Annotated in this window: 20 protein-coding genes and 1 tRNA gene; 12 read left to right on the top strand and 9 right to left on the bottom strand. The window is 55.9% G+C overall.

From position 1 onward, the window contains the following. Together HZ995_RS00350 and HZ995_RS00345 are read left to right on the top strand one after the other, a co-directional pair. Entirely contained in the window at positions 1-2100 is a 2100-nt protein-coding gene (locus HZ995_RS00350) for an NAD-dependent epimerase/dehydratase family protein (protein ID WP_209356721.1), read from the top strand. A 90-nt stretch (positions 2101-2190) separates the two neighbouring features. Beyond that, the gene (locus HZ995_RS00345) at positions 2191-2943 is read left to right on the top strand and encodes a CpsD/CapB family tyrosine-protein kinase (RefSeq protein WP_209356720.1); all 753 of its coding nucleotides are present in this window, start codon (positions 2191-2193) and stop codon (positions 2941-2943) included. Between the two features lie 68 nt (positions 2944-3011). On the opposite strand, the gene HZ995_RS00340 is transcribed toward HZ995_RS00345, so the two are convergent. Next, on the bottom strand, positions 3012-3377 hold the full coding sequence (locus tag HZ995_RS00340) for a hypothetical protein (RefSeq protein WP_209356719.1): 366 nt from the start codon (positions 3375-3377) through the stop codon (positions 3012-3014). Further along, complete coding sequence (locus HZ995_RS00335; protein ID WP_209356718.1) at positions 3374-4831, bottom strand: UbiA family prenyltransferase; 1458 nt, start codon at positions 4829-4831, stop codon at positions 3374-3376. The genes HZ995_RS00340 and HZ995_RS00335 overlap by 4 nt, the downstream gene beginning before the upstream one ends. 109 nt (positions 4832-4940) lie before the next feature. Between HZ995_RS00335 and HZ995_RS00330 the strand changes: the two genes are divergently transcribed. Further along, the gene (locus HZ995_RS00330; RefSeq protein ID WP_209356717.1) at positions 4941-6650 is read left to right on the top strand and encodes a hypothetical protein; all 1710 of its coding nucleotides are present in this window, start codon (positions 4941-4943) and stop codon (positions 6648-6650) included. Between the two features lie 116 nt (positions 6651-6766). Here HZ995_RS00330 and HZ995_RS00325 read toward each other — a convergent pair. Then, positions 6767-6853, bottom strand: a tRNA-Leu gene (locus HZ995_RS00325). 75 nt (positions 6854-6928) lie between these two features. Then, positions 6929-7414 carry a DUF2306 domain-containing protein gene (locus HZ995_RS00320; protein WP_209356716.1) on the bottom strand — a complete coding sequence of 162 codons (486 nt, stop codon included), beginning with the start codon at positions 7412-7414 and terminating at the stop codon, positions 6929-6931. A 105-nt stretch (positions 7415-7519) separates the two neighbouring features. Between HZ995_RS00320 and HZ995_RS00315 the strand changes: the two genes are divergently transcribed. From HZ995_RS00315 to HZ995_RS00300, 4 genes are all read left to right on the top strand, one after another. Beyond that, entirely contained in the window at positions 7520-8299 is a 780-nt protein-coding gene (locus HZ995_RS00315; protein WP_209356715.1) for a LytTR family DNA-binding domain-containing protein, read from the top strand. A 4-nt stretch (positions 8300-8303) separates the two neighbouring features. Continuing rightward, positions 8304-8948: a lipoyl(octanoyl) transferase LipB gene (gene lipB / locus HZ995_RS00310; RefSeq protein WP_209356714.1), complete on the top strand. Its 645-nt coding sequence runs from the start codon at positions 8304-8306 to the stop codon at positions 8946-8948. A 111-nt stretch (positions 8949-9059) separates the two neighbouring features. Then, positions 9060-9530, top strand: coding sequence for a c-type cytochrome (locus HZ995_RS00305; RefSeq protein ID WP_209356713.1), 471 nt, complete (start codon positions 9060-9062; stop codon positions 9528-9530). A 222-nt stretch (positions 9531-9752) separates the two neighbouring features. Continuing rightward, entirely contained in the window at positions 9753-10964 is a 1212-nt protein-coding gene (locus HZ995_RS00300) for a CoA transferase (RefSeq protein ID WP_245168695.1), read from the top strand. On the opposite strand, the gene HZ995_RS00295 is transcribed toward HZ995_RS00300, so the two are convergent. Together HZ995_RS00295 and HZ995_RS00290 are read right to left on the bottom strand one after the other, a co-directional pair. Then, positions 10961-11695 carry an SDR family NAD(P)-dependent oxidoreductase gene (locus HZ995_RS00295; RefSeq protein ID WP_209356711.1) on the bottom strand — a complete coding sequence of 245 codons (735 nt, stop codon included), beginning with the start codon at positions 11693-11695 and terminating at the stop codon, positions 10961-10963. The genes HZ995_RS00300 and HZ995_RS00295 overlap by 4 nt on opposite strands. Then, positions 11692-12417 carry an SDR family NAD(P)-dependent oxidoreductase gene (locus HZ995_RS00290; RefSeq protein WP_209356710.1) on the bottom strand — a complete coding sequence of 242 codons (726 nt, stop codon included), beginning with the start codon at positions 12415-12417 and terminating at the stop codon, positions 11692-11694. The genes HZ995_RS00295 and HZ995_RS00290 overlap by 4 nt, the downstream gene beginning before the upstream one ends. 252 nt (positions 12418-12669) lie before the next feature. Here HZ995_RS00290 and HZ995_RS00285 point away from each other — a divergent pair, with 252 nt between their 5' ends. The 3 genes from HZ995_RS00285 to HZ995_RS00275 all read left to right on the top strand — a co-directional run bounded on the left by HZ995_RS00285 (position 12670) and on the right by HZ995_RS00275 (position 15548). Beyond that, positions 12670-14349, top strand: coding sequence for a cytochrome c oxidase subunit I (locus HZ995_RS00285; RefSeq protein ID WP_209356709.1), 1680 nt, complete (start codon positions 12670-12672; stop codon positions 14347-14349). 83 nt (positions 14350-14432) lie between these two features. Next, positions 14433-15056 carry a class I SAM-dependent methyltransferase gene (locus HZ995_RS00280; RefSeq protein WP_209356708.1) on the top strand — a complete coding sequence of 208 codons (624 nt, stop codon included), beginning with the start codon at positions 14433-14435 and terminating at the stop codon, positions 15054-15056. Then, positions 15057-15548, top strand: a complete 492-nt coding sequence (locus HZ995_RS00275; protein ID WP_209356707.1) for a DUF2244 domain-containing protein — start codon at positions 15057-15059, stop codon at positions 15546-15548. A 34-nt stretch (positions 15549-15582) separates the two neighbouring features. Here the strand turns inward: HZ995_RS00275 and HZ995_RS00270 are convergent, their stop codons facing one another. Then, entirely contained in the window at positions 15583-16425 is an 843-nt protein-coding gene (locus HZ995_RS00270) for a hypothetical protein (RefSeq protein ID WP_209356706.1), read from the bottom strand. A gap of 49 nt (positions 16426-16474) precedes the next feature. On the opposite strand from HZ995_RS00270, the gene HZ995_RS00265 reads away from it, so the two are divergent. Continuing rightward, positions 16475-16645, top strand: a complete 171-nt coding sequence (locus HZ995_RS00265) for a hypothetical protein (RefSeq protein WP_209356705.1) — start codon at positions 16475-16477, stop codon at positions 16643-16645. A 223-nt stretch (positions 16646-16868) separates the two neighbouring features. Here HZ995_RS00265 and HZ995_RS00260 read toward each other — a convergent pair whose 3' ends face one another. Beyond that, positions 16869-17933 carry an Mrp/NBP35 family ATP-binding protein gene (locus tag HZ995_RS00260; RefSeq protein WP_209356704.1) on the bottom strand — a complete coding sequence of 355 codons (1065 nt, stop codon included), beginning with the start codon at positions 17931-17933 and terminating at the stop codon, positions 16869-16871. Between the two features lie 693 nt (positions 17934-18626). Here HZ995_RS00260 and HZ995_RS00255 point away from each other — a divergent pair. After that, positions 18627-19718: a DUF2235 domain-containing protein gene (locus HZ995_RS00255; protein WP_209356703.1), complete on the top strand. Its 1092-nt coding sequence runs from the start codon at positions 18627-18629 to the stop codon at positions 19716-19718. On the opposite strand, the gene HZ995_RS00250 is transcribed toward HZ995_RS00255, so the two are convergent. Further along, positions 19674-20174, bottom strand: coding sequence for a PaaI family thioesterase (locus HZ995_RS00250; protein WP_209356702.1), 501 nt, complete (start codon positions 20172-20174; stop codon positions 19674-19676). The two genes, HZ995_RS00255 and HZ995_RS00250, sit on opposite strands and share 45 nt — an antisense overlap. Positions 20175-20234 lie beyond the last annotated feature (60 nt).

Here is a 20234-nt window from a genome sequence, read left to right as displayed (position 1 = left end):
ATGACGACATCTATCCGCACCGCTCTGATTGGCGCAGGTTATATTGCTGACTGGCATGCCGAGGGCCTGAAAATGACACCGGGAGTCGAGCTGACGGCCGTGTGCGACCTGTCAAAAGGCGCGGCCGAGGCGCTTGCGGGCGCGCATGGGGCGCAGGCTTTTGGTGATTTGGATGAGATGCTGGCGGCAGGCGTCTGCGACGCTGTTCACATTCTGACGCCGCCTGACAGCCATGCATTTTTAGCGAAGAAATGCCTTGAGGCGGGTGTGCATTGTCTGGTTGAAAAACCTGTCGCGCTAAGTGCAGCTGAGACGCAAGACATTCAGGATGCCGCTGAAAAGGCGGGGAAATCCTTTGTTGCCGGGCATAACTTCATGGGTCTGCCCAGCTATGAACGCCTGAAATCTGAGATGGCGGCTGGTGCGTTGGGGCGCGTTGGCTCCGCTGAGATTAACTGGCATTTCCCGCTGGCTCCGCTGCGCTCTGGACCCTTTGGGATTTGGCTGTTGCGGGAGCCCAAGAACCTCTTGCTGGAACTGGGGCCGCATTTGTTTGGCTTTGCGGTGGACCTCTTTGGGCCGTTGCAGATTGAGCACCTCAGTCTTGGCAAAGAGATCGAAATCCCTTCCGCGGGCACACGTCCTCAAAGCTGGCGCATTCTGGCGCGGGCCGGGGATGTGGATGTGACGCTGAACCTGTCACTGGTGGAAACGGCTGATGATCGTTCGGTGACTGTGCTGGGCTCGACCGCACGGGCGCGGCTGAACTATGCCGAGGACACTTTGGTGATTGAGGGCGAAAACGCCAGCGACATCGTTATGAACCCGTTCCGCAAACAGATGGGGCTTGCTTGGCAGCATCTGCGTGAGGGCGGGGTGAACGCTCTTCGCCAGGTCTCATCGCTCAATCGGAAATCGGCCTATGGGCTAAGCTTTCAGGGCACATTTAAGGCCTTTTATCAGAGCCTTAGAGACGGAACGCCGATGGATGCGCGGTTTGACGGCGCGTCTGCGGTGACTGTTATGCAGGCGATTGATGACACTTTGGCGCTGATGCCAGAGGTCGAGCACGCGCCGAAACCCAAACGCCAACGCAAACCCAAACCGACGGTGCTTGTGGTTGGTGGTACGGGCTTTATCGGTCGCGCCTTAACCCGAAAATTGGTCGCCGAAGGTAAAGACGTACGTGTCCTGAGCCGCGGTAAATCCGGTCCCTTTGCGGATATCGCCAAACATGTCGAGCTCTACTCGGCCTCGCTGCATGATCCCGAGGCGCTTGCGGGCGCGATGGAGGGTATTGAGGCGGTCTATCACCTTGGCAAATCGCTGGATGGCACTTGGGAAGAGTGCCTTAAGAATGACGTAGGCGTGACGCTGAACCTTGCCCGCGCGGCGATGGCGGCTGATGTGAACCGCTTTGTCTATACCGGCACGATTGCCTCTTATGACATGAGCGATCCCGCGACCGTGATCACCGAAAGCACTGGTTTTGGCGAGGACATGAGCGACCGCAACCTCTATGCGCGCTCGAAAGCGAAGTGCGAAGAAGAATTGTTGAAGCTGCACGATGCCGAGGGCCTGCCACTCGTGATTGCGCGCCCGGGTATTGTCGTTGGCAAAGGTGGTCCGCTGCAACATTGGGGCATTGGGCGCTGGCATGGGGCAGGGGCGGTTCGCATTTGGGGGCCGGGGACGAATATTCTGCCGTTCGTGCTGATTGACGATGTGGCTGATGCGCTCGTCACGATGATGGATCACGACAAAGCGGTCGGGCAGAGCTTTAACCTCATTGGCGATCCGATGCTGTCGGGGCGGGACTATTTCGCCGCGATCCACAAACAGTTGGGTGCGAAAATCTCGGTGTCGACTGGCAACCTGAACGTCTTTTGGGCCTCTGATGCGGTGAAATACCTGCTGAAACGCTATGCTCTGGGTCGCAAGGGCGCGATCCGCCCGTCGCTGGCCGATTGGAAATCCCGCGCGCATTTCTCGCCCTTTGATAACCGCCAGACCAAAGAGCTTTTGGGCTGGCTCCCAGAACCCAGTCGCGCCGATTTCATTCGTCGCGCCATCAAAGAGGCCGATCTGCTTGGCTTTTAACCCCTGCCATAATTTGCCCGCATTTGGGGGCTATTCTGCGCGGAAAGGGCCGAAAAACCGTCCAAAACGGATCCGAGAGAGGATACGAGCATGAACAGACAATTGGTTCCAAGCAAGAACCGCGACGTCTATGCGCCCAATGTTGATGAGGCGCAGGTTCTATGGGATTCCATGGAGCAAATCGGGCTGGACCCGGGACATCTGCGGCGCAACCGGATCGTGACCGCGAATAAAAGCGATCCGCTGCATAAACAGTTCGACATGCTGCGCACACGGCTTTTGCTGGCGATGCGTGAAAACGGCTGGAGCCGTGTTGCGGTGACTGCGCCGACCGAAGGTTGTGGGTCAAGCTTTGTGGCGTCCAACCTGGCGATTTCCTTCGCGCGGATGGAGAGCCTGCGGACGGTTCTGTTGGACATGAACCTGTCTGCACCGAGCCTGTCGCGTATTCTAGGGGTCTCTGACCCGACGGATATCGCGGACTATTTGCGCGGGCACATCCCTCCTGAGGACTATTTCCTGCGTGCTGGACGTGGACTTGCGCTGGGGCTGAATGAAACCCGTGATCTGAACTCTGCGGAGCTTTTCCAGGAGGCGATGATGGTGGATGTCCTTGCAGAGCTGCAAGATGTTTTGGCCCCTGACATCGTGATCTATGATTTGCCGCCGGTTCTTGAGAGCGATGAACTCTTGAGCTTTTTGCCAAATGTTGACGGCGTTTTGCTGGTCGTTGGCGGCGGTCAAACACAGCCGCAAGACGTTCTGAGGGCTGAGCAAGCCCTAGGGGATCGCACCCAATTGCTGGGCGTCGTGCTGAATAAATCCGAAGGCATTCTGGTCTAACGCACCGAGATCAAAAACAAAAAGGGTCGGCATCCCGCCGACCCTTTTTTGTTGCCCTGTTTCGAGGGTCAGGCGCGGGCCATAACCACCAGTCCAAGGGTGATGATCAAAAGCCCCGCAAGACGCGTGGCATTGAACGGCTCGCCCAGGCCAAAGATCCCAATCAGGAACACTACGATAAAGCTGATTGCCACAAAGGGATAGGCCAGCGACAGATCCAGAGTGCGTAGGGCAAAGAGCCAGAACAGCGTGCCAATACCATAAAAAAGCAAGCCGCCAATAATATGTGGCGAGGCAGCAAAGCCCATGACTTTACCCATGACAGCGGCGTCCGGCGCGAAATGCACTCGCTCGACACCGATCTTAAAGGCCGTCTGGCCAAAGGCCGAAAGGGTGACCGAGATCACGACCAGAATAAAACTGTTCAGCGTCATACCAAAAGCCCTTCAATCGTGAGGAACTTCGCCGCAATCACAAGGCCCACAGACATCAGGATCGCGATGCGGCTGACTTTGTCGCGCAGGGCAAAGACCACAGGATCGTCATCAATCTGCGCGCGCATCGCCAAGAGCCAGGCGCGGAAGATCCAGAACAGGACCAGCGGAGCCGTCAGCCACAGAAGCTCTGGCGCTCCGTAGGTCGTGGCCACAAACTCTGTGCCGAAATACTGCGTCAGCGTCAGGACAGAGAGACCGCCTGCGGTGATGCCCATTGGCAGGATGGTTTGATTGTCCAAGAGGTAATAGCCGCGCACCTTGTCCTTGGTTTTGTTCTTCTCAAGCTTTTGGATCTCGGTGAAGCGTTTCATCAACGCGAGGCTTGCAAAGAAAAACAGCGAGAAGTTCAGAAGGCTGGGGGAGACTATGACGCCGATCACGACGCCGCCTACAAAGATGCGCAGGGCATAGAGGCAGGTCAGAACAACGATATCGATCGCCGCTTTATGTTTGAACCAGGTCGAATAGAGCGTCGTCGTCAGGATATAGAGCGCAAAAAGCGCGGTCACCATGGGGTTGAACTGCCAAAGACTGACGGCAAAGGCTGTGGCCAAAAGCCCGCCCGACGCAAGAAGCCCGTGTTTAGGCGACAAAATGCCCGCTGCAAACGGCCGGTTGCGTTTGCGTTCGTGCTTTCGGTCGGCTTCGATGTCCAGAAGGTCATTGATGATGTAGATCGCCGAAGCACACATGGAAAACACCGCCATTGCCAAAAGCGCGGCGCCCAGCATGCCTGGGTTCAGGTAGCTGTGCGAAAAGAACAGCGGCAATAGCACCAGCACGTTCTTGGCCCATTGATGAGGGCGCATCGCCTTGATGATGCCTCGCGCCACAGAGGGGCGATCTTCAACCACCAGCGAGGCCTCGGCGTCTTTCAAAGCGCGCGCCTTGACGCGGCTTGGGGCATTGACGATCCCGACGCGGGCTGCGTCTTTCCAGATGACCAGATCAGGGGTGTCATTGCCGAGATATTCAAAGTCTCCATCGGCGTCGGCGCGAATGGCGTCGAGTTTCGCGCCCCCTTTCAGGTTGTGATCCGCACTTGAGGCGATAATCCCGTCAAAACAGCCAAGATGTTCGGCCACTTGATCGGCGACAAGCTGGTCTGCAGCGGTCGCCAACACCACGCGACGGCCTTTTTCTTTTTCGGCTTTGATGTAGTCCAGAACCGCCTCGGTATAGGGCAGGGCGGCGGCATCAAAGGACAGGTTTTCCGACAGGAAGCGTTTCAGCGCAGCGCGACCTTGTGCCATCGCGCGACGTCCCGCGCGCCACAAATCCGGGCGGGCGATCAGTTGCACGATCAATTCCTGCGCAACATCTGACTTAATAAGTGTCCCGTCTAAATCAACATAGAGGGGAAGCTGCTCTTTTATTTGCCTATTATACATGCGGTCTCACTGTACGGATAACCAATACCAACACAGATTTGTTAATATGAAATATTGACACAAATGTGGTTTTCCTGCGGTATTCACGAGGGGCGCGTAAGGATTAGCCGTGCAGACATCCAATTTACCGATCAAAGCTGTCCCCAAGATGGATTGGGGCATCCTGTTTCTTTTGTTTTTTGTTGCTTGGGGCCTCAGGGTCATTGGCCTTGATTGGGGCTACCTGCATGGCGACGAGCGTGTGAACCAAGCCGCCAAAGTTCTGGCCGGAGAGCTGATCCCGGACCAGCATTTCTATCCCCCTTTGATGCACTATATGGCGGCGGTACTTTATGGCGTCCTCTATGTCGTTGGTCGAGGGCTGGATATGTGGTCCGGCACGCAGGAGTTTCGCGCGCAGTACTTCAATGACCCGACCATTTTCTATCTGACAGCACGGGCCATGACCGGCGCGATCTCGGCTTTGATGGCCCCCTTGTTTTACCGTATCGGACGGCTGCTTGGGTTCACGAAAGGCGAGAGTTTCGTAATCGCGCTCTTTGCAGTTTTCGCGCCTTTGTCCGTCTTCCTCTCCTACATCTTTAAAGGCGACGTCGGGATCGCTGCAGCCTCGATATGGATCGTGCTTTTGATGATCCGCAAGGTGCAAAGCCCTAGCCTCAAACGCATCGATATCTTCTTGGGGATCGCCGTTGTTCTGGGGTTGAGCTTTAAGCATTCCTTCGTGCTTTTGATGGTGCCATTTGCCTTGGCCTATGTCGGCGTGATGAGTGCGCAGATCGGGTTCAAAACCACCATGGCGTCGATCCTAAGGATCTTTTTAACGGCAGTGATCCTCTGGCCTCCGTTGAATATTGGCATCATCCTGGACTTCGTTAACTTCCTGAAATTTCAGGAAATTCAGTCCGTAATGTCGATCGCCGAAAACGTGAGCTTCGTTGACTCTGTTGGCAAAATGCTTCGGGCGGCGATGGATTTGGAATTTGGGATCGGTCTTTTGATGCCCTATGCGTTTTTGCTGTTTCCGATCTTTGCGCTGGGCATGGAAAAGCCCGGCATGTTGCTGGGCGTTTGGGGCGCGACGATCTTGTCGACTCTGGGGCTGGCCTATCTGGTTGGCCTGCGCCAACCCGAACAACTTTGGATCGCGCATTTTATGGTGGTCCAACTTTTCGGAGCGATCAGCATCGCCTGCCTGTTCCGCGTCTCGCGCGCTCTTGGAACTCTGTCCGCGGCAGCCGCTTTAGGCTTTTGCGTGGTCGGAGACATCATGATTTGGAAGCAGGCCATCGTGCGTCCGGTGAATGTGGATGTGGCCTCTTACATCGAGACGGTGCACCCAGATCGCAAGGTGATGACGTCGCTGGATCTGCCAATCCAACAAACCCGCGCGGCGCAGGATTTTGAATGGGCGCGGGTGACGCGCACGGCCGAAAAATACGATCTGACCATGCCAGAAATTGCTGCAGAGCGCCGCATCCCCGAGGGCCTTCCTGACGCCTATTTTGTCGTGCCAATGCCCGAGGTCATGTTCGGCCTTGAGGGCTCCACGGATGCTGATCTTGAGGGCAGCGTCGCCCCATTCGCTTGGCCACCCCAACCGGATGACTGGAACCTCGCAAACTGGCGCGCGGATGGAGTCGATCTTTTTGTGATTAGCGATTTGGAGGGATGGCTCGGCAAAGACAATGCACCGATTATGCAGGCATTCTTTCAGCAAGTGGAAACAGAATGCAAAAGCGTTCAGGTCTTTTCGGCACGCAAGCCACTCTTCCTTGAACGTGATGTGAGCGTGCTGGATTGCCGTCTCGACTCATAGAATGTCGAGATTTTCTACCTCTTGCGAAGACGTGTGCTACGCACCGGACGCGCGAGTGTTCGGGTTCAGCCAAAGCCTATCGTTTCTGCACGAGATGTCTTGGGAACCTAGTCTATTGGTGCGGTCGAGAAGACTCGAACTTCCACTCCGGTTAAGGAACAGCGACCTCAACGCTGCGCGTCTACCAATTCCGCCACGACCGCACTGTCATAGACTTGGTAGCGGGTCACTAGACCAAGCCACGGGCAGGCTCAAGAGGAAAATGCACTCGGGTGAATTTATCCGACAAGTCCGGCGGCTTCGCGGCGAATGTGGCAAATGATCAGAAGGGCGCCGCAGGCGATGAACAGGTAGCCAAGCCAGGGGGCCTCGGGGAAGAGGGCGCGGTTCAGCATGCGTCCGGGCAAGAGGGTGAAGATACCCGCGGCCAGTACGCCGTACCAATACATGCCAAGCATCGTGCGGGCATGACCAATGACATTGCCATTTCGAATGTACCAAAAGGCGCGGCACAGGCCGAAGAGAATAAAGATCGACAAAAAGTGAATCGGGCTAAAGACCCAGATGAGTTTGAATCCGTGAATGAAAAACGACGAAATCGCCGTCGTCGCCATAGCCAGGATCCAGATGTAGCCGAGGAATTTGTGCAATTTCCCCCTTGCTTTCGGGGTGAATATGAAGGGACCCAGTGTCAACGCGAAACTCGCCGCAAGAGTGTGGACTTTAATTGCGCTGGATGCATCAAGGATGGGATTGATGGACATTGGACCCCTAGAGGGAAATTGCACAATTCCTGTCTAGACTTTCGCATATCGATTTGCGAATTTGAATGCGTGGAATAAAGGGTTCTGTTCGTGGGTGACGGTGCTATGCAGCTCACGCTTCGTGAATGGCGGGAGCATTTCTTCAATCCGATTGGTCTGGTCGTTCAGGCCTGCGTGGGCGCAGTCTTAGGAATCTCTGGTCCCTTCGGGACTCAGGACACGGTGCTGATCCTGCCCCGTATTTTGTATTGGATTTGGGTGGTTTACTCGACATATGGGATCGGTCTGTTCGGCTTAACGCTGACACAGAACCTGCTCAGCACGCGTCCAGTTTTGCTGCAAAGCATTCTGGCCGGCGTGATAAACGGCGCCACAATCTCTCTTTATATCGTGTCGCTCAATCAACTGATCTTTGGGCCAACGTCTATGCCCAATGGGCCATATACGTTTGTCACGCGCGTCTTTCTGATCGGGTTTTTTGTTACGGCTGCCGGGGCGACGATCGCGTCGATTGTGTATAGTCGGCAAAAGGCCGTCTCGCCCGAGCCATCCGCGACGCAACCTTCCGTTGTGCCTCTGCTTGAGCGGCTTCCGCTGGATAAGCGCGGTGATCTGGTGGCACTTTCGGTCGAAGATCACTATGTGCGTATCAAGACGACGGCCGGAGTAGAGATGATTTTGATGCGCCTGTCTGATGCGATCCGCGAAACCGGAGACGCGATCGGAGATCAGGTTCATCGTAGTCATTGGGTCTCTTATTCCCATGTGGCGTCGGCGCGTCGCGAAGGAGACAGAGCGATTTTGACCATGAAAGACGGAAGCGAAGTTCCCGTGAGCCGCGCTAACCTGCCCAAGATCCGGGAGGCGGGGCTTTTGCCTCGGTGACCTGATGGAATGGAAGATCTCAGACGGATTGACGTCCTATGAGGACGCGCTGGCTTTTATGGAGGCCCGCGTGGACGCGATTTCGCGCGGTGAGGCTGACGAGTGCATCTGGCTGCTGGAACATCCGCCGCTTTATACCGCCGGCACCTCGGCGCAGCTTGAGGATCTTGTCGATCCCGAACGTTTCCCGGTTTATGAGGCCAAGCGCGGGGGCCAATACACCTATCATGGCCCCGGTCAGCGTGTGGCCTATGTGATGCTCGACCTGAACAAGCGCGGCAAAGATGTGCGACAGTTTGTTCACAAGCTTGAGGCATGGGTGATCGACACACTCGACAGTTTCAATGTGAAAGGCGAAATTCGCGAAGGCCGTGTCGGAGTTTGGGTCACGCGGCCTGAAAAGCCTTTGTCGATCACAGGAGAGGTAGCTGAAGACAAAATCGCCGCCATTGGCATTCGGCTCCGCAAATGGGTTAGCTTTCATGGCATTTCTATCAATGTGGAACCCGACCTCGAGCATTTCACGGGCATCGTACCCTGCGGTATCACTGAACATGGGGTGACGTCCTTGGTCGACCTTGGTCTACCTGTCACGATGGAAGATCTGGACGTCGCGCTAAAAGCCGCCTTTGAGCGCAATTTCGGCTGACCTTTGGTCACCTATTTGCCATGTGGCCTGCGCGCTTTTGTCCTTTGAAACCCGCGGCGAACAGGCCTAAGTCCTGCATGTAATAAGCCTGTTTAGACTGTGGAGGCACATATGAAACACCTAGTTACAGCCACGCTCACCTGTCTTGCTCTGGCCAGCCCGGCTTTGGCTGCAGGAGACGCGGACAAAGGTAAGTCGGTTTTTGGCAAGTGTAAGTCCTGCCATACGATTGCTGCGCCCGATGGCGAAGTTTTTGTCAAAGGCGGTCGCACCGGTCCTAATCTTTATGGCGTTGTGGGTCGTACGGCGGGTACGGCTGATTTCCGGTTCTCCAAGGCTCTGGTTGGAGCAGGGGAAAACGGTCTGATATGGGATGAAGCTCAAATTGCAGGTTTTGTTCTGGATCCACGTGGTTTCCTGAAAGATCTCGGTGGCGACAATAAAACCAAAATGACCTTCAAGCTGCGTAAGGGCGGCGAGGATGTTGCCGCTTATCTGGCAACCTTCGGCGCAGTGGTTGCCGAAGAAGAGGCTGAGCCAGCGGAAACTGAGAGCACAGAAGGCGCAGCAGCGAGCGAATAACTGCTCTTAACTGTTGATTGCGAAGGCCACGCAGATCGCGTGGCCTTTTGTTTTTGTTGCAGTGCAGCAAAGCGCTTCGTAAATTGACTTATGAGTTCTCGATATACTTTCTTTCAGTCGATCATCAATCAGGCGTTAGGGCCTGATTTTCAGCCAAAGTTTGAAATCCCACATTCTGGGGACGACTCTTATCGGTCCCATTTTGACGTCAATGATTTCGCGATGGCGACGACCAATGCGGCCCTTGGCGAATATGGCGGGCTCGTGGATGCGCAGTTCGTCGACATCAACCGGCGTTTGGCGCTTTTGTGGTTTCACCTCACCACGCGACCCGTAGGCTGGGAAGTGGGCTCGGTTTGGGACGCTATCGCAGGGGATTATAAGTGTGCCGATGGTTGGATTCGGTTGCACACGAATGCTCCGCACCACCAAAAGGCGGCGTTAGAGGTATTGGGCTGCCGTCCTGACCGCGACAGCGTGGCTGCTGTTTTGGGCAATAAGTCGAAACATGAGGTCGAGCAGGCGGTCGTCGACAACAATGGCTGCGCGGCCGCGATGATGTCGATGGAGGAGTGGTCGGAACACCCGCAGGGAAAAGCCGTCAAAGAGTCGCCCTTGATTGGTTGGACGTCTCGTCCGGGTGACAAGCCCAAGCGCCAAGGCTTGAAGGGGCTTAAGGTTCTGGATTTGACGCGGGTGTTGGCGGGGCCCGTCGCCACGCGGTTCTTGGCAGGCTTTGGCGCGGATGTTCTGCGGATCGATCCGCCGCATTGGAACGAGCCAGCGGTCGAGGTCGATGTAACGCTTGGCAAACGCTGCGCCGGGTTGGACCTGAATAAGAGCGAAGATCGGGATGTGCTGAAACGATTGATCTCGGAGGCCGATCTGATGATCCATGGCTATCGACCGGGCGCTTTGGCGGGCATTGGCTTTGGGCCGGACGAGATCGCAGAGCTTAATCCGACTCTATGTGACGTCAGCCTATGCGCCTATGGCTGGAGCGGGCCTTGGGCCGAACGCCGGGGCTTTGATTCCCTTGTGCAAATGAGCTGTGGGATCGCACATGAGGGAATGGTTCGTGCAGGTGCCGACAAACCTGTGCCCTTGCCAGTGCAGGCTCTGGATTTTGCCACAGGGTATTTGGTGGCGGCAGCGGCCTTGCGCGCATTGCGATTGCAGCAATTGGACGGGCGGGTGTCACAGGCTCGGCTGTCCTTGGCCCGATCGGCCCATCTATTAATGTCGACAGGCTCACATGGTGCAATGGGCGGCGGGCTCGCGCCAAGCGATCAGGATTTCGCACCAATTCTGGAAGAAACCACATGGGGCCCAATTCAGCGTGTGTCACCTCCCTATACCATTGACGGAGAGTCCCCGAAGTGGCCTATCGCTGCGGGGGCATTGCGGCGTCATGCAGCGGAATGGGCGTGTTAGGGCAGGCTTAGCTGTGTCATACGTCCGCCGTCGACAGTCCAGACCTGTCCGGTTACGAAGTCGGCTGCATCTGAGGCGAGCCAAGCCACCAAGGCACCTACGTCTTTTGGGGCGCCAGTTCGTCTAAGCGGGTGGATGTCGCCGATTTTTGCGCGAAAGGCTTCGGGGTCTCCGAGGCTTTCGATGAAGGCGACGTTGAGATCGGTGTCGATCCAGCCCGGAGCCACCGCGTTGCAGCGCACGCCATCAGGGCCATGATCAACAGCGACGGCGCGGGTCAGGCCGTGAAGCCCAGCCTTTGAGGCGCAATAGGCTGGGTGGCGCGGATTGGATCCAAGGCCCTCGATTGAGCCTATGTTGACGATTGATCCTTTGGTTTCAATGAGATGAGGAATCGCGGCTTTGATCAGAAGGAAAGGGGCCGTCAGGTTTACTTGCAGAGTTGCGTTCCAGTCCTCAATGCTGCTTTCCAGAACGGTGCCTTCGCGCATCAAACCCGCGTTGTTCACCAAAATATCCAATCGACCGGCCGTCTCGATGATTTGATCGATCAGACGGGCAGGGGCGTGTTTATCCATAAAGTCGGTTTCGAAATATTCGAACCTGTCATCAGCGCCGCGTTGGGCCGTGAAAACCCTCGCGCCAGCCTCGGCGAGTGCCTCCGCGCTCGCAGCACCAATTCCACTTCGGCCGCCTGTTACGAGGGCGACTTTGTCTGAGAGATCTGTCATTGAACCGGCTTGCCTCCGTTCACTTCCAAGAGCGCACCGCACATATAGCGCGCGTCATCTGAGGCCAGAAAGGCCACGACGTCGGCGATGTCTTCGGCCTCAGCGATGCGCCCAAGGGGCACCGAGGCGTTGAGCGTTTCGATGGCGGCGTCCGGATCCAGCCCGCGGGCTGCGAAACCAGTGCGTAACATCGGTGTGTTGACCTCATTGGGGCAAACCGCGTTCACGCGAATACCTTGATGGGCGTGATCCATGCCAAGGCATTGCGTCAAAGAGGCGACTGCTGCTTTGGACATGACATAAAGCGGATGGTTGGGCCCCGGATGCACACCCCAGCACGAGGCGAGGTTCACAATCGCGCCGCCCTTGTCTTCCATCAAAGGAATAGCTGCGCGGCAAATGCGGAAGGGGGCTTCGACATTGATTGCCATGGTGCGTTGATAGTCGTCATCGCTGGCATGCGTGATGTCACCGCGCGTGATGATGCCCGCGTTGTTCACAACGATATCCAGCCCGCCCATCTTTTCCTGCGCTGCTTGAGGCAGTGAATCAGCAAAGCGCGCATCCATCAGGTCGCCCCTGATAAAGTGATCCGCCTCCGCAGTTTCCCGGTCGGTGCCACAGACAATTGCGCCTTCTTTGCGCAACCGCGCGACGATGGCTTGCCCAATTCCCCCCGCTGCACCGGTAACCAGAGCGTATTTTCCTGAAATTCCCTGCATTTTTTAGCCTCCCACAACAAGAAGGCTAGGAGCGCTTTGACCTCGATACCAAGCGAAATCCGAAGCGTTCGGACAAATTTCCGCCCCTGGCTCTTGAAAAACACCCTGCTGCCCCCGTGGGCGCGACATTTTTTCTTGTGCTGCGTCAAAGACGGTCATTGCCGAACCCTGCCCATCGCACTAAAACAAGCTGGAATCCGAACGGTAGAGGCGACTCTGCTGTTCTTACGTGCACTCAACAGGAGGCGAGGCATGGCAGACGCAGCCATTCACGGCCACGAACACGAAGACAACCGAGGTTTCTTCACTCGGTGGTTCATGTCCACCAACCACAAAGATATCGGTATTCTTTACCTCATCGTATCCGCGCTGGCAGGCTTTATCGCCGTTGCCCTGACCGTCGGTATGCGCCTTGAGCTGATGGAACCGGGTGTTCAGTACATGTGTACTGAGGGCAGCCGTTTCTTCCAGCTGAACGCGACCACCGAAGGCTGTACCCCGAACGGACACCTTTGGAACGTTTTCATCACCTACCACGGTGTTTTGATGATGTTCTTCGTGGTTATCCCAGCGCTGTTTGGCGGTTTTGGTAACTACTTCATGCCTCTGCAGATCGGTGCGCCGGATATGGCGTTCCCACGTATGAACAACCTGAGCTTCTGGCTCTATGTTGCTGGTACGTCTCTGGGTGTTGTCTCCATGTTCTCCCCAGGCGGTAACGGTCTGGCCGGCTCTGGTGTGGGCTGGGTTCTCTACCCGCCGCTCTCCACCACAGAGGCGGGCATGTCCATGGACCTCGCGATCTTTGCGGTGCACGTATCTGGTGCGTCCTCGATCCTGGGTGCGATCAACATGATCACCACCTTCCTGAACATGCGTGCCCCAGGCATGACCCTGTTCAAAGTACCGCTGTTCTCTTGGTCGATCTTTGTGACCGCATGGCTCATCCTTCTGGCGCTGCCAGTTCTGGCGGGCGCGATCACCATGCTGCTGACCGACCGTAACTTTGGCACGACCTTCTTTGACCCAGCAGGTGGCGGCGACCCAGTTCTCTATCAGCACATCCTTTGGTTCTTTGGTCACCCAGAAGTTTACATCGTTATTCTGCCGGGTTTTGGCATCATCTCTCACGTCATCGCGACCTTTGCGCGTAAGCCGGTCTTTGGTTACCTGCCAATGGTCTGGGCGATCATCGCGATTGGTGCTCTGGGCTTCGTCGTTTGGGCGCACCATATGTACACCGTGGGTATGTCCCTGACACAGCAGTCCTACTTCATGATGGCCACGATGGTTATCGCGGTTCCGACGGGTGTTAAGATCTTCTCTTGGATCGCGACCATGTGGGGCGGGTCGATCGAATTCAAAGCGCCTATGCTCTTTGCGTTCGGCTTCCTCTTCCTCTTCACCGCAGGCGGCGTGACTGGCATCGTTCTGTCCCAGGCGGGCGTAGACCGTGCATACCACGACACATACTATGTGGTTGCGCACTTCCACTACGTGATGTCCTTGGGTGCGGTCTTCGCGATCTTTGCGGGTATCTACTTCTACTTCGGTAAGATGACCGGTCGTCACTACCCAGAGTTCGCGGCGAAGATCCACTTCTGGACCTTCTTCATCGGTGCAAACCTGACCTTCTTCCCACAGCACTTCTTGGGTCGTCAGGGTATGCCACGTCGTTACATCGACTACCCAGAAGCCTTCGCGTACTGGAACAAGATCAGCTCTTACGGTGCGTTCATTTCCTTCGCGTCCTTCCTCTTGTTCTTCGGCATCATGTTCTACGGCGTCTTTGCTGGCCGTCGCGTGACCGAGAACAACTACTGGAACGAATACGCGGATACTCTGGAATGGACACTTCCTTGCCCACCACCAGAGCATACCTTCGAAATCCTGCCAAAGCAGGAAGACTGGGACAAAGGCCACGCGCACTAATCCCTCTTAGGTAAAGCGAAATACGAGGCCCCGGAGAGTTCCGGGGCCTTTTCTTTTGCACGACGGGCCATAGGTTCAGATTGATGACAGGCGACACCGACATAGAAAAGCTGCGCAGGGGCACGATTGGCGTCTATGAGCGTCAGGCCACCCATTGGGACCAGACGCGCGACCAGAGCCTCTACGAGCGTGTTTGGCTGGATCGTTTGACCGACGGGCTATCGGCCGGCGCCGCTGTGCTGGATCTGGGATGTGGGGCAGGGCGTCCGATTGCGGCGCACCTCGTTGCGATAGGGTTTGATGTTACTGGCGTTGATGCGAGCGCGCCAATGATCGAGCTGGCACAGCAGAATGTTCCGGCCGCCCGGTTCCGAGTGGCAGATATGCGCAGTTTGGACCAAGAGGGCATTTTTCACGCCATCGTCAGCTGGGACGCATTTTTTCATCTGAGTCCAGAAGACCAGCGAGATCTTATTCCGAAGCTGGCTGACATGGTCAAACCCAATGGGCGTCTGATGATGACAGTGGGTCCAGCCGAAGGCACGGCACTTGGCACAGTCGGCGGAGAGACCGTCTATCACGGCAGCCTAGATCCAGCGGAATACGAGCGCTTGTTGAAGGCGAGCGGTTTTGGTCATGTCGAGTTGCATTTGGAAGATGCGAGGGTCAAAATTCGCTCTGTTCTGTTTGCCTCGGAGAAAGCCTAGATGCCCTATCGCTGGAGCGACACGCCAGAGGGTCCAGAAGTTTTGACTTTGACCGCCCATCGGTCTTTACCGCCCAAGGGCTTTGCTGCCGTGATACTGATCACCGTGGCATTTCTGACCTTGCCTCTGCTCAGCGTCCTTGGGACCGCGGTGCTCTGGTGGATGCTCCCGTTCCTAGGGGCAGCTGTATGGGCGCTCTGGGCGGCTCTGAGGCGGTCCTACAAGGACGGTGAGGTCTCTGAGGACTTAACGCGTGCTGGGGATATTCTGACACTGACACATCGGCCAGCGCGCGGCGATGATTTGTCCTGGGAATGTAATATCTATTGGGTGCGTGCCGAGTTGCACAAAGAGGGCGGGCCTGTCCCAAACTACGTGACATTATCAGGCAACGGACGCCAAGTAGAACTTGGGCGATTTCTGTCAGAGGACGAGCGGAAAGATCTGTTTAATGAAGTACAGACTTATTTATCTGCAGCCTCACGCAAGTAAGCTTTTGCGCACGGTTCGGTCAATTTCACATACCTTAAGTCGGTGAGCTCTGCATGCGCCGCAACCGTGATGCACGCAAGGACTCTCTATGCGCGGACCGTTTAGGCGGCGTGGACTGCTTCTCAATCCTGACCCCCGTCAGAGAGAGCCCTTTCAGGGTTTCGATTTGCTCAGGGGGCAGCGGATTAACGAAGAATAGAACAGTAAAGCGGCTGCCTGGGGTGTCGGGAATGATTGGCAACGACATAGACCCAACGTTCAAATCAAAGTCGGGCACCGCGGATTTCATCAAAATCCCGGCAATCATGTCGGCGTCGGACTCCGAGTTTGGGACGAAATTGCAGGTGTTTGGTCCAAAGCGCATGATACGCCCGTCAATTGTTCTGCCTGAAACGGTGATTTCTGCGGGAATGCGGCAGGTAAAACGACGGCCACTGGTGTTTGTTGCGCTTTTAACGGTTATCGCGATATAGCGCAGAATGGCTGCGGCTGCGCCCAGAGGAATAAGCGTCAACGGAATGATCACGAAGGTTGGAAGCTTATTAATCGCTTCTAAGAAGCTGACATTCTCGGTGTGAGCTTCCTCTGACTGAAGTGTGCTTCCGTGATCGCGTTCCCCTCGAAATTTGGTGCCAAGTGAGTGGATTTTCACCTCGCCCTCGACGTCGTCAGCGATTGCTGCCCCTTCAAGCGCAGATGTGACGATCTCATTTGCGCCAACGCCGCCTGTGTCGATGAGGCAGCCGTCATGGCTCTCGATTTCTCCGGTTCCCAGTTCTGCTTGGTTGGCAAGTGCCAGCCAATCAATAACTCCGTCATCTTTTTGCGCGGACACTGATCCATATACGGTCACTCTTTCGCAATCGATCGATTGCATCGCCGCGCGTGACTGAGCGCTTGCAGAATTTGCAAAGAGGGACACGCCAATGAAAATCGGCGCAAAGATATTGCGGGCGCAGAACAGTGTTTTGGCCAAGATTGCTTACTCGATTGTGCTGGCCGACAGTGTCCTTCGCGCGGATCTTACGTGGGATGTAGGCTCGTTGATTATTTTGCGCGTTTGTACAACTTCAGGACCCTTTATGGTCAAGCTGTAAACACCTGTCGTGCCTCAACTCGGGCGTGAAATTTCTTTTGCATCAATGGCCTAGGTGAATTTTGCCCGCAGTTTACGCGTTTGCATAACCGTTTTGCACCCAGTCGCCCAATAATGAGGCGAAGATTGGTGGAGTAACTTTCAAATCAGAAAGAGGCAGCGAATCATATTACCTAGAGATTTGCTGCTTCTTTCTCGCACTCAGGCGATTGCTCATTGCGGCCCTATGCAATTCCACCTTTGATCATTCCCTGTGCAATGCGCGCATAGGCGTCCGCCATCGGTCCTTCTTTGGCGGCAATTGGCGTACCGCTGTCTCCGGCAAGTCGGGTTTCCAGATCAATTGGCAGCGCCCCCAACAGAGGTACACCTAGTTTTTCCGCCTCAGCCGCAACTCCACCATGCCCAAAGATGTGTTCCTCGTGACCGCAGTTGCTGCAGATGTGGGTCGACATGTTTTCGACCATTCCCAAGACCGGTGTCTTGAGCGTCTGGAACATATCAATCGCCTTGCGCGCGTCCAAAAGAGCGACGTCCTGAGGCGTAGAAACAAGGATCGCCCCACTGATTTTCGTCTTTTGACAAAGCGTCAATTGCACGTCGCCCGTGCCGGGCGGCAGGTCGACCAAAAGTACATCCAACTCGCCCCATTCCACTTGCCCCAGCATCTGCTGCAGCGCGCCCATCAGCATTGGTCCACGCCAGACAACGGCCTTGTCCTCTTCGAGCATGAAGCCGATGGACATCAGGGTAACCCCATGTGATTTCAGAGGAATTATGGTTTTTCCATCTGGCGACGCGGGGCGTTTGTTGATGCCCATCATGCGCGGTTGGCTGGGGCCATAGATGTCTGCATCCAGCAGGCCAACTTTGCGACCCTGCTTTGCCAAGGCCACCGCCAGATTGCTTGAAACAGTGGATTTTCCGACGCCGCCTTTGCCAGATCCGATTGCAATGATGCTTTTGACGCCCGGGACAGTCATCGGACCTTGCTGTGGCTTCGGGTGACCTCCGACCTTTAGGCTTGGTGGCTGTTTTTCCACTGTCGGAGCCGTCAGCGCGACCGAGGCTTTGCTGACACCAGGCAGAGCCTGAACCACGCGTTCGGCGGCTTGCCGCAGGGGCTCCATATGTTTGGCGACTTCAGGGGAGGGGGCTTCGATCACGAACCGGACGGTGTCTCCGTCGATTGTCAACGCCCGCAGCATATCCCGGCTGACCAGAGTGCCGCCATCAGGCAAACTCAATTGTTCCAATGCGGTTTTTACGTCGTCCTGCGAAACAGCCATCTGAATCTCCTTGTTCACCCTGCTCTAAGTCTTCTTACCTAGGGAGAACAAGGCCAATTGCCAGCAAAATCCCGGCGACAGGCCGTCTTACTGCTTAATCTTTGATCACAAACACAAAATTTACGAGCTATTCACTTTCTGCATGGCAGCATTGCGCAGGCAGATATTGTGCAGTCGCAGCATTCATCTATATTCAATCACAACAGAGCAACAACAAACCTTCTGGATTGTTATCGCTCACACCGCGAAGCGCGGTCACAGATATTGAATTCGAAGGGCTTCTCCTCCTCCCTAGCTCTTTGATGATTGCGGCGACACCCTCCTCCTCCCTGGTGTCGCCGCCCAAATTCCGGGCCTCGTGCCCAAGAGATTGCAAGGGCTCCGTTCCTCCTCCCTAGGGGCGCTTGCAACAAGACCGGCGGCTCCCTCCTCCTCCCTGGAGCCGCCGGACCAATTCCGGGCCAAGCGCCCACCGAGATACCGAAGGCCTCTTCTCCTCCCTATGGCCTAGGTAACCAAGAACGGCGGCACACTCCTCCTCCCTAGTGCCGCCGTTTTTGATTCTGAGGGGTGGGGGATTTCAAAGCAGTCACGCGAAGCTGATCCCGCGCGAGGGGATTTCCCTATGCAGGCCAAAAATTAACCATATTCTGGTAGTGTAATCTGACCAAAAGAAGAGCAGTGCACGCGGGTATGAAGGTCTTTCGCTTTACATCCAAAATCCGGGACTGGCTCCGTGGCGGGCTAAGATCTCAGGAAAACGCAGCCCCCATACGCGGGGTGCGCACGCATGTGATTATTCTGGATGGCACCATGTCCTCGCTCGAAGAGGGGATGGAGACCAACGCGGGTCGTACCTATCAACTCTTGTCTGAAAAGGGTGGAATCAGCCTGTTTTATGAGGCTGGATTGCAATTCACCAAATGGCAGAATGCGCCGGATATTATGATGGGGCGCGGGATCAACCGTCAGATCCGCCGTGCTTATGGGGTCTTGGCGTCGCGCTATCGACCCGGAGACCGGATTTTTCTGTTTGGCTATTCGCGCGGGGCTTTTGCAGTGCGCTCCTTAGCAGGCGTGATAGACCGGATTGGTTTGCTTCATGCCCAGCATGCGACCGAACGCAATATACGTCAGGCCTATCGCCACTATGAAACGGACCCAAATGCTCCGGTCGTGGGTGAATTTGCCAAAGCTTTCTGCCATGAGAGCGTCGAGATTCAGATGATCGGTGTATGGGACACCGTGAAGGCTTTGGGCGTACGTCTGCCTCTGGTCTGGAAACTTTCAGACCGTCAGCACGACTTTCACGACCACCGGCTCGGTCAGTCAGTGCGCAATGGGTTTCACGCATTGGCGCTCAATGAAACCAGATCCGTCTATGCGCCGGTCATGTGGTCCACTGAGAATGGCTGGCAGGGGAATGTAGAGCAGGTATGGTTCCGAGGGACCCACGGAGATGTCGGTGGGCAAATCGATGGGATGAGCGACGTACGTCCTTTGGCCAATATTCCGCTGGTTTGGATGCTTGAGAACGCAGAGCGCTGCGGCCTGGAGATGCCCGAGGGTTGGAAAGCGCGGTTTCCCATGGATGCAACCGCGCCTTCGATTGGCACTTGGCGGGGCTGGGGGAAATTGTTTCTTGCGCGCCACAGAAGGAAAGTAGGACAGGACGCGTCAGAACGTATTCATGATACGGTGCCCGAAAAGGTGAAGCGGCGCTGGCGGATTGTACCACGCCTATTGGTGAGGCGGTTCGGCTTTCATAACAATACAGGTGGTTGAACCGGTCGCGTAAAGCCGATCGTCCTCTTTGCCCCTGATTTCCCCAATGGCAACACCCGTGCTGCGACCTGCATGTTGAACCGTTCCGATGGCGCGTACTGGCGTATCAAGCGGAATGGGTTTGATGATGTTCACCTTGAATTCCAATGTGGTGTAGTAGCTGCCCTTGTCCAAGGTCGTCATAAAGGCACAGGCCATACAGCTGTCCAACACGGTGCCATACCAGCCGCCATGCACGGTGCGCAGGGGGTTGGTCGCCTCAAATTGTGGCCGGCCTTCAAACACCACGCGGCCTTCTTCCACCTCGGCAACTCCGAAATTGAGCGTGCGCCCAATCGGCGGCCCCGCAAGGGTTCCGTCTCGGACGCCTTGCATGAATTCCAGCCCCGACATGGACAGCATGTCTTGGAAGGTTGGGAGTTCGTCGATGGAATTTGCTATTCTGCGTTGTGACATGGCCGCCTCCTCACAGGGAGTAGGAGGCGGCCAAACAGCAGCGAATTCAATGCCCAGTTT

Origin of the sequence: Cognatishimia activa, assembly GCF_017798205.1 — a bacterium.
In the GTDB taxonomy this organism is placed as follows: domain Bacteria; phylum Pseudomonadota; class Alphaproteobacteria; order Rhodobacterales; family Rhodobacteraceae; genus Cognatishimia; species Cognatishimia activa_A.
This window is presented reverse-complemented; position numbering and strand designations above follow the sequence as displayed.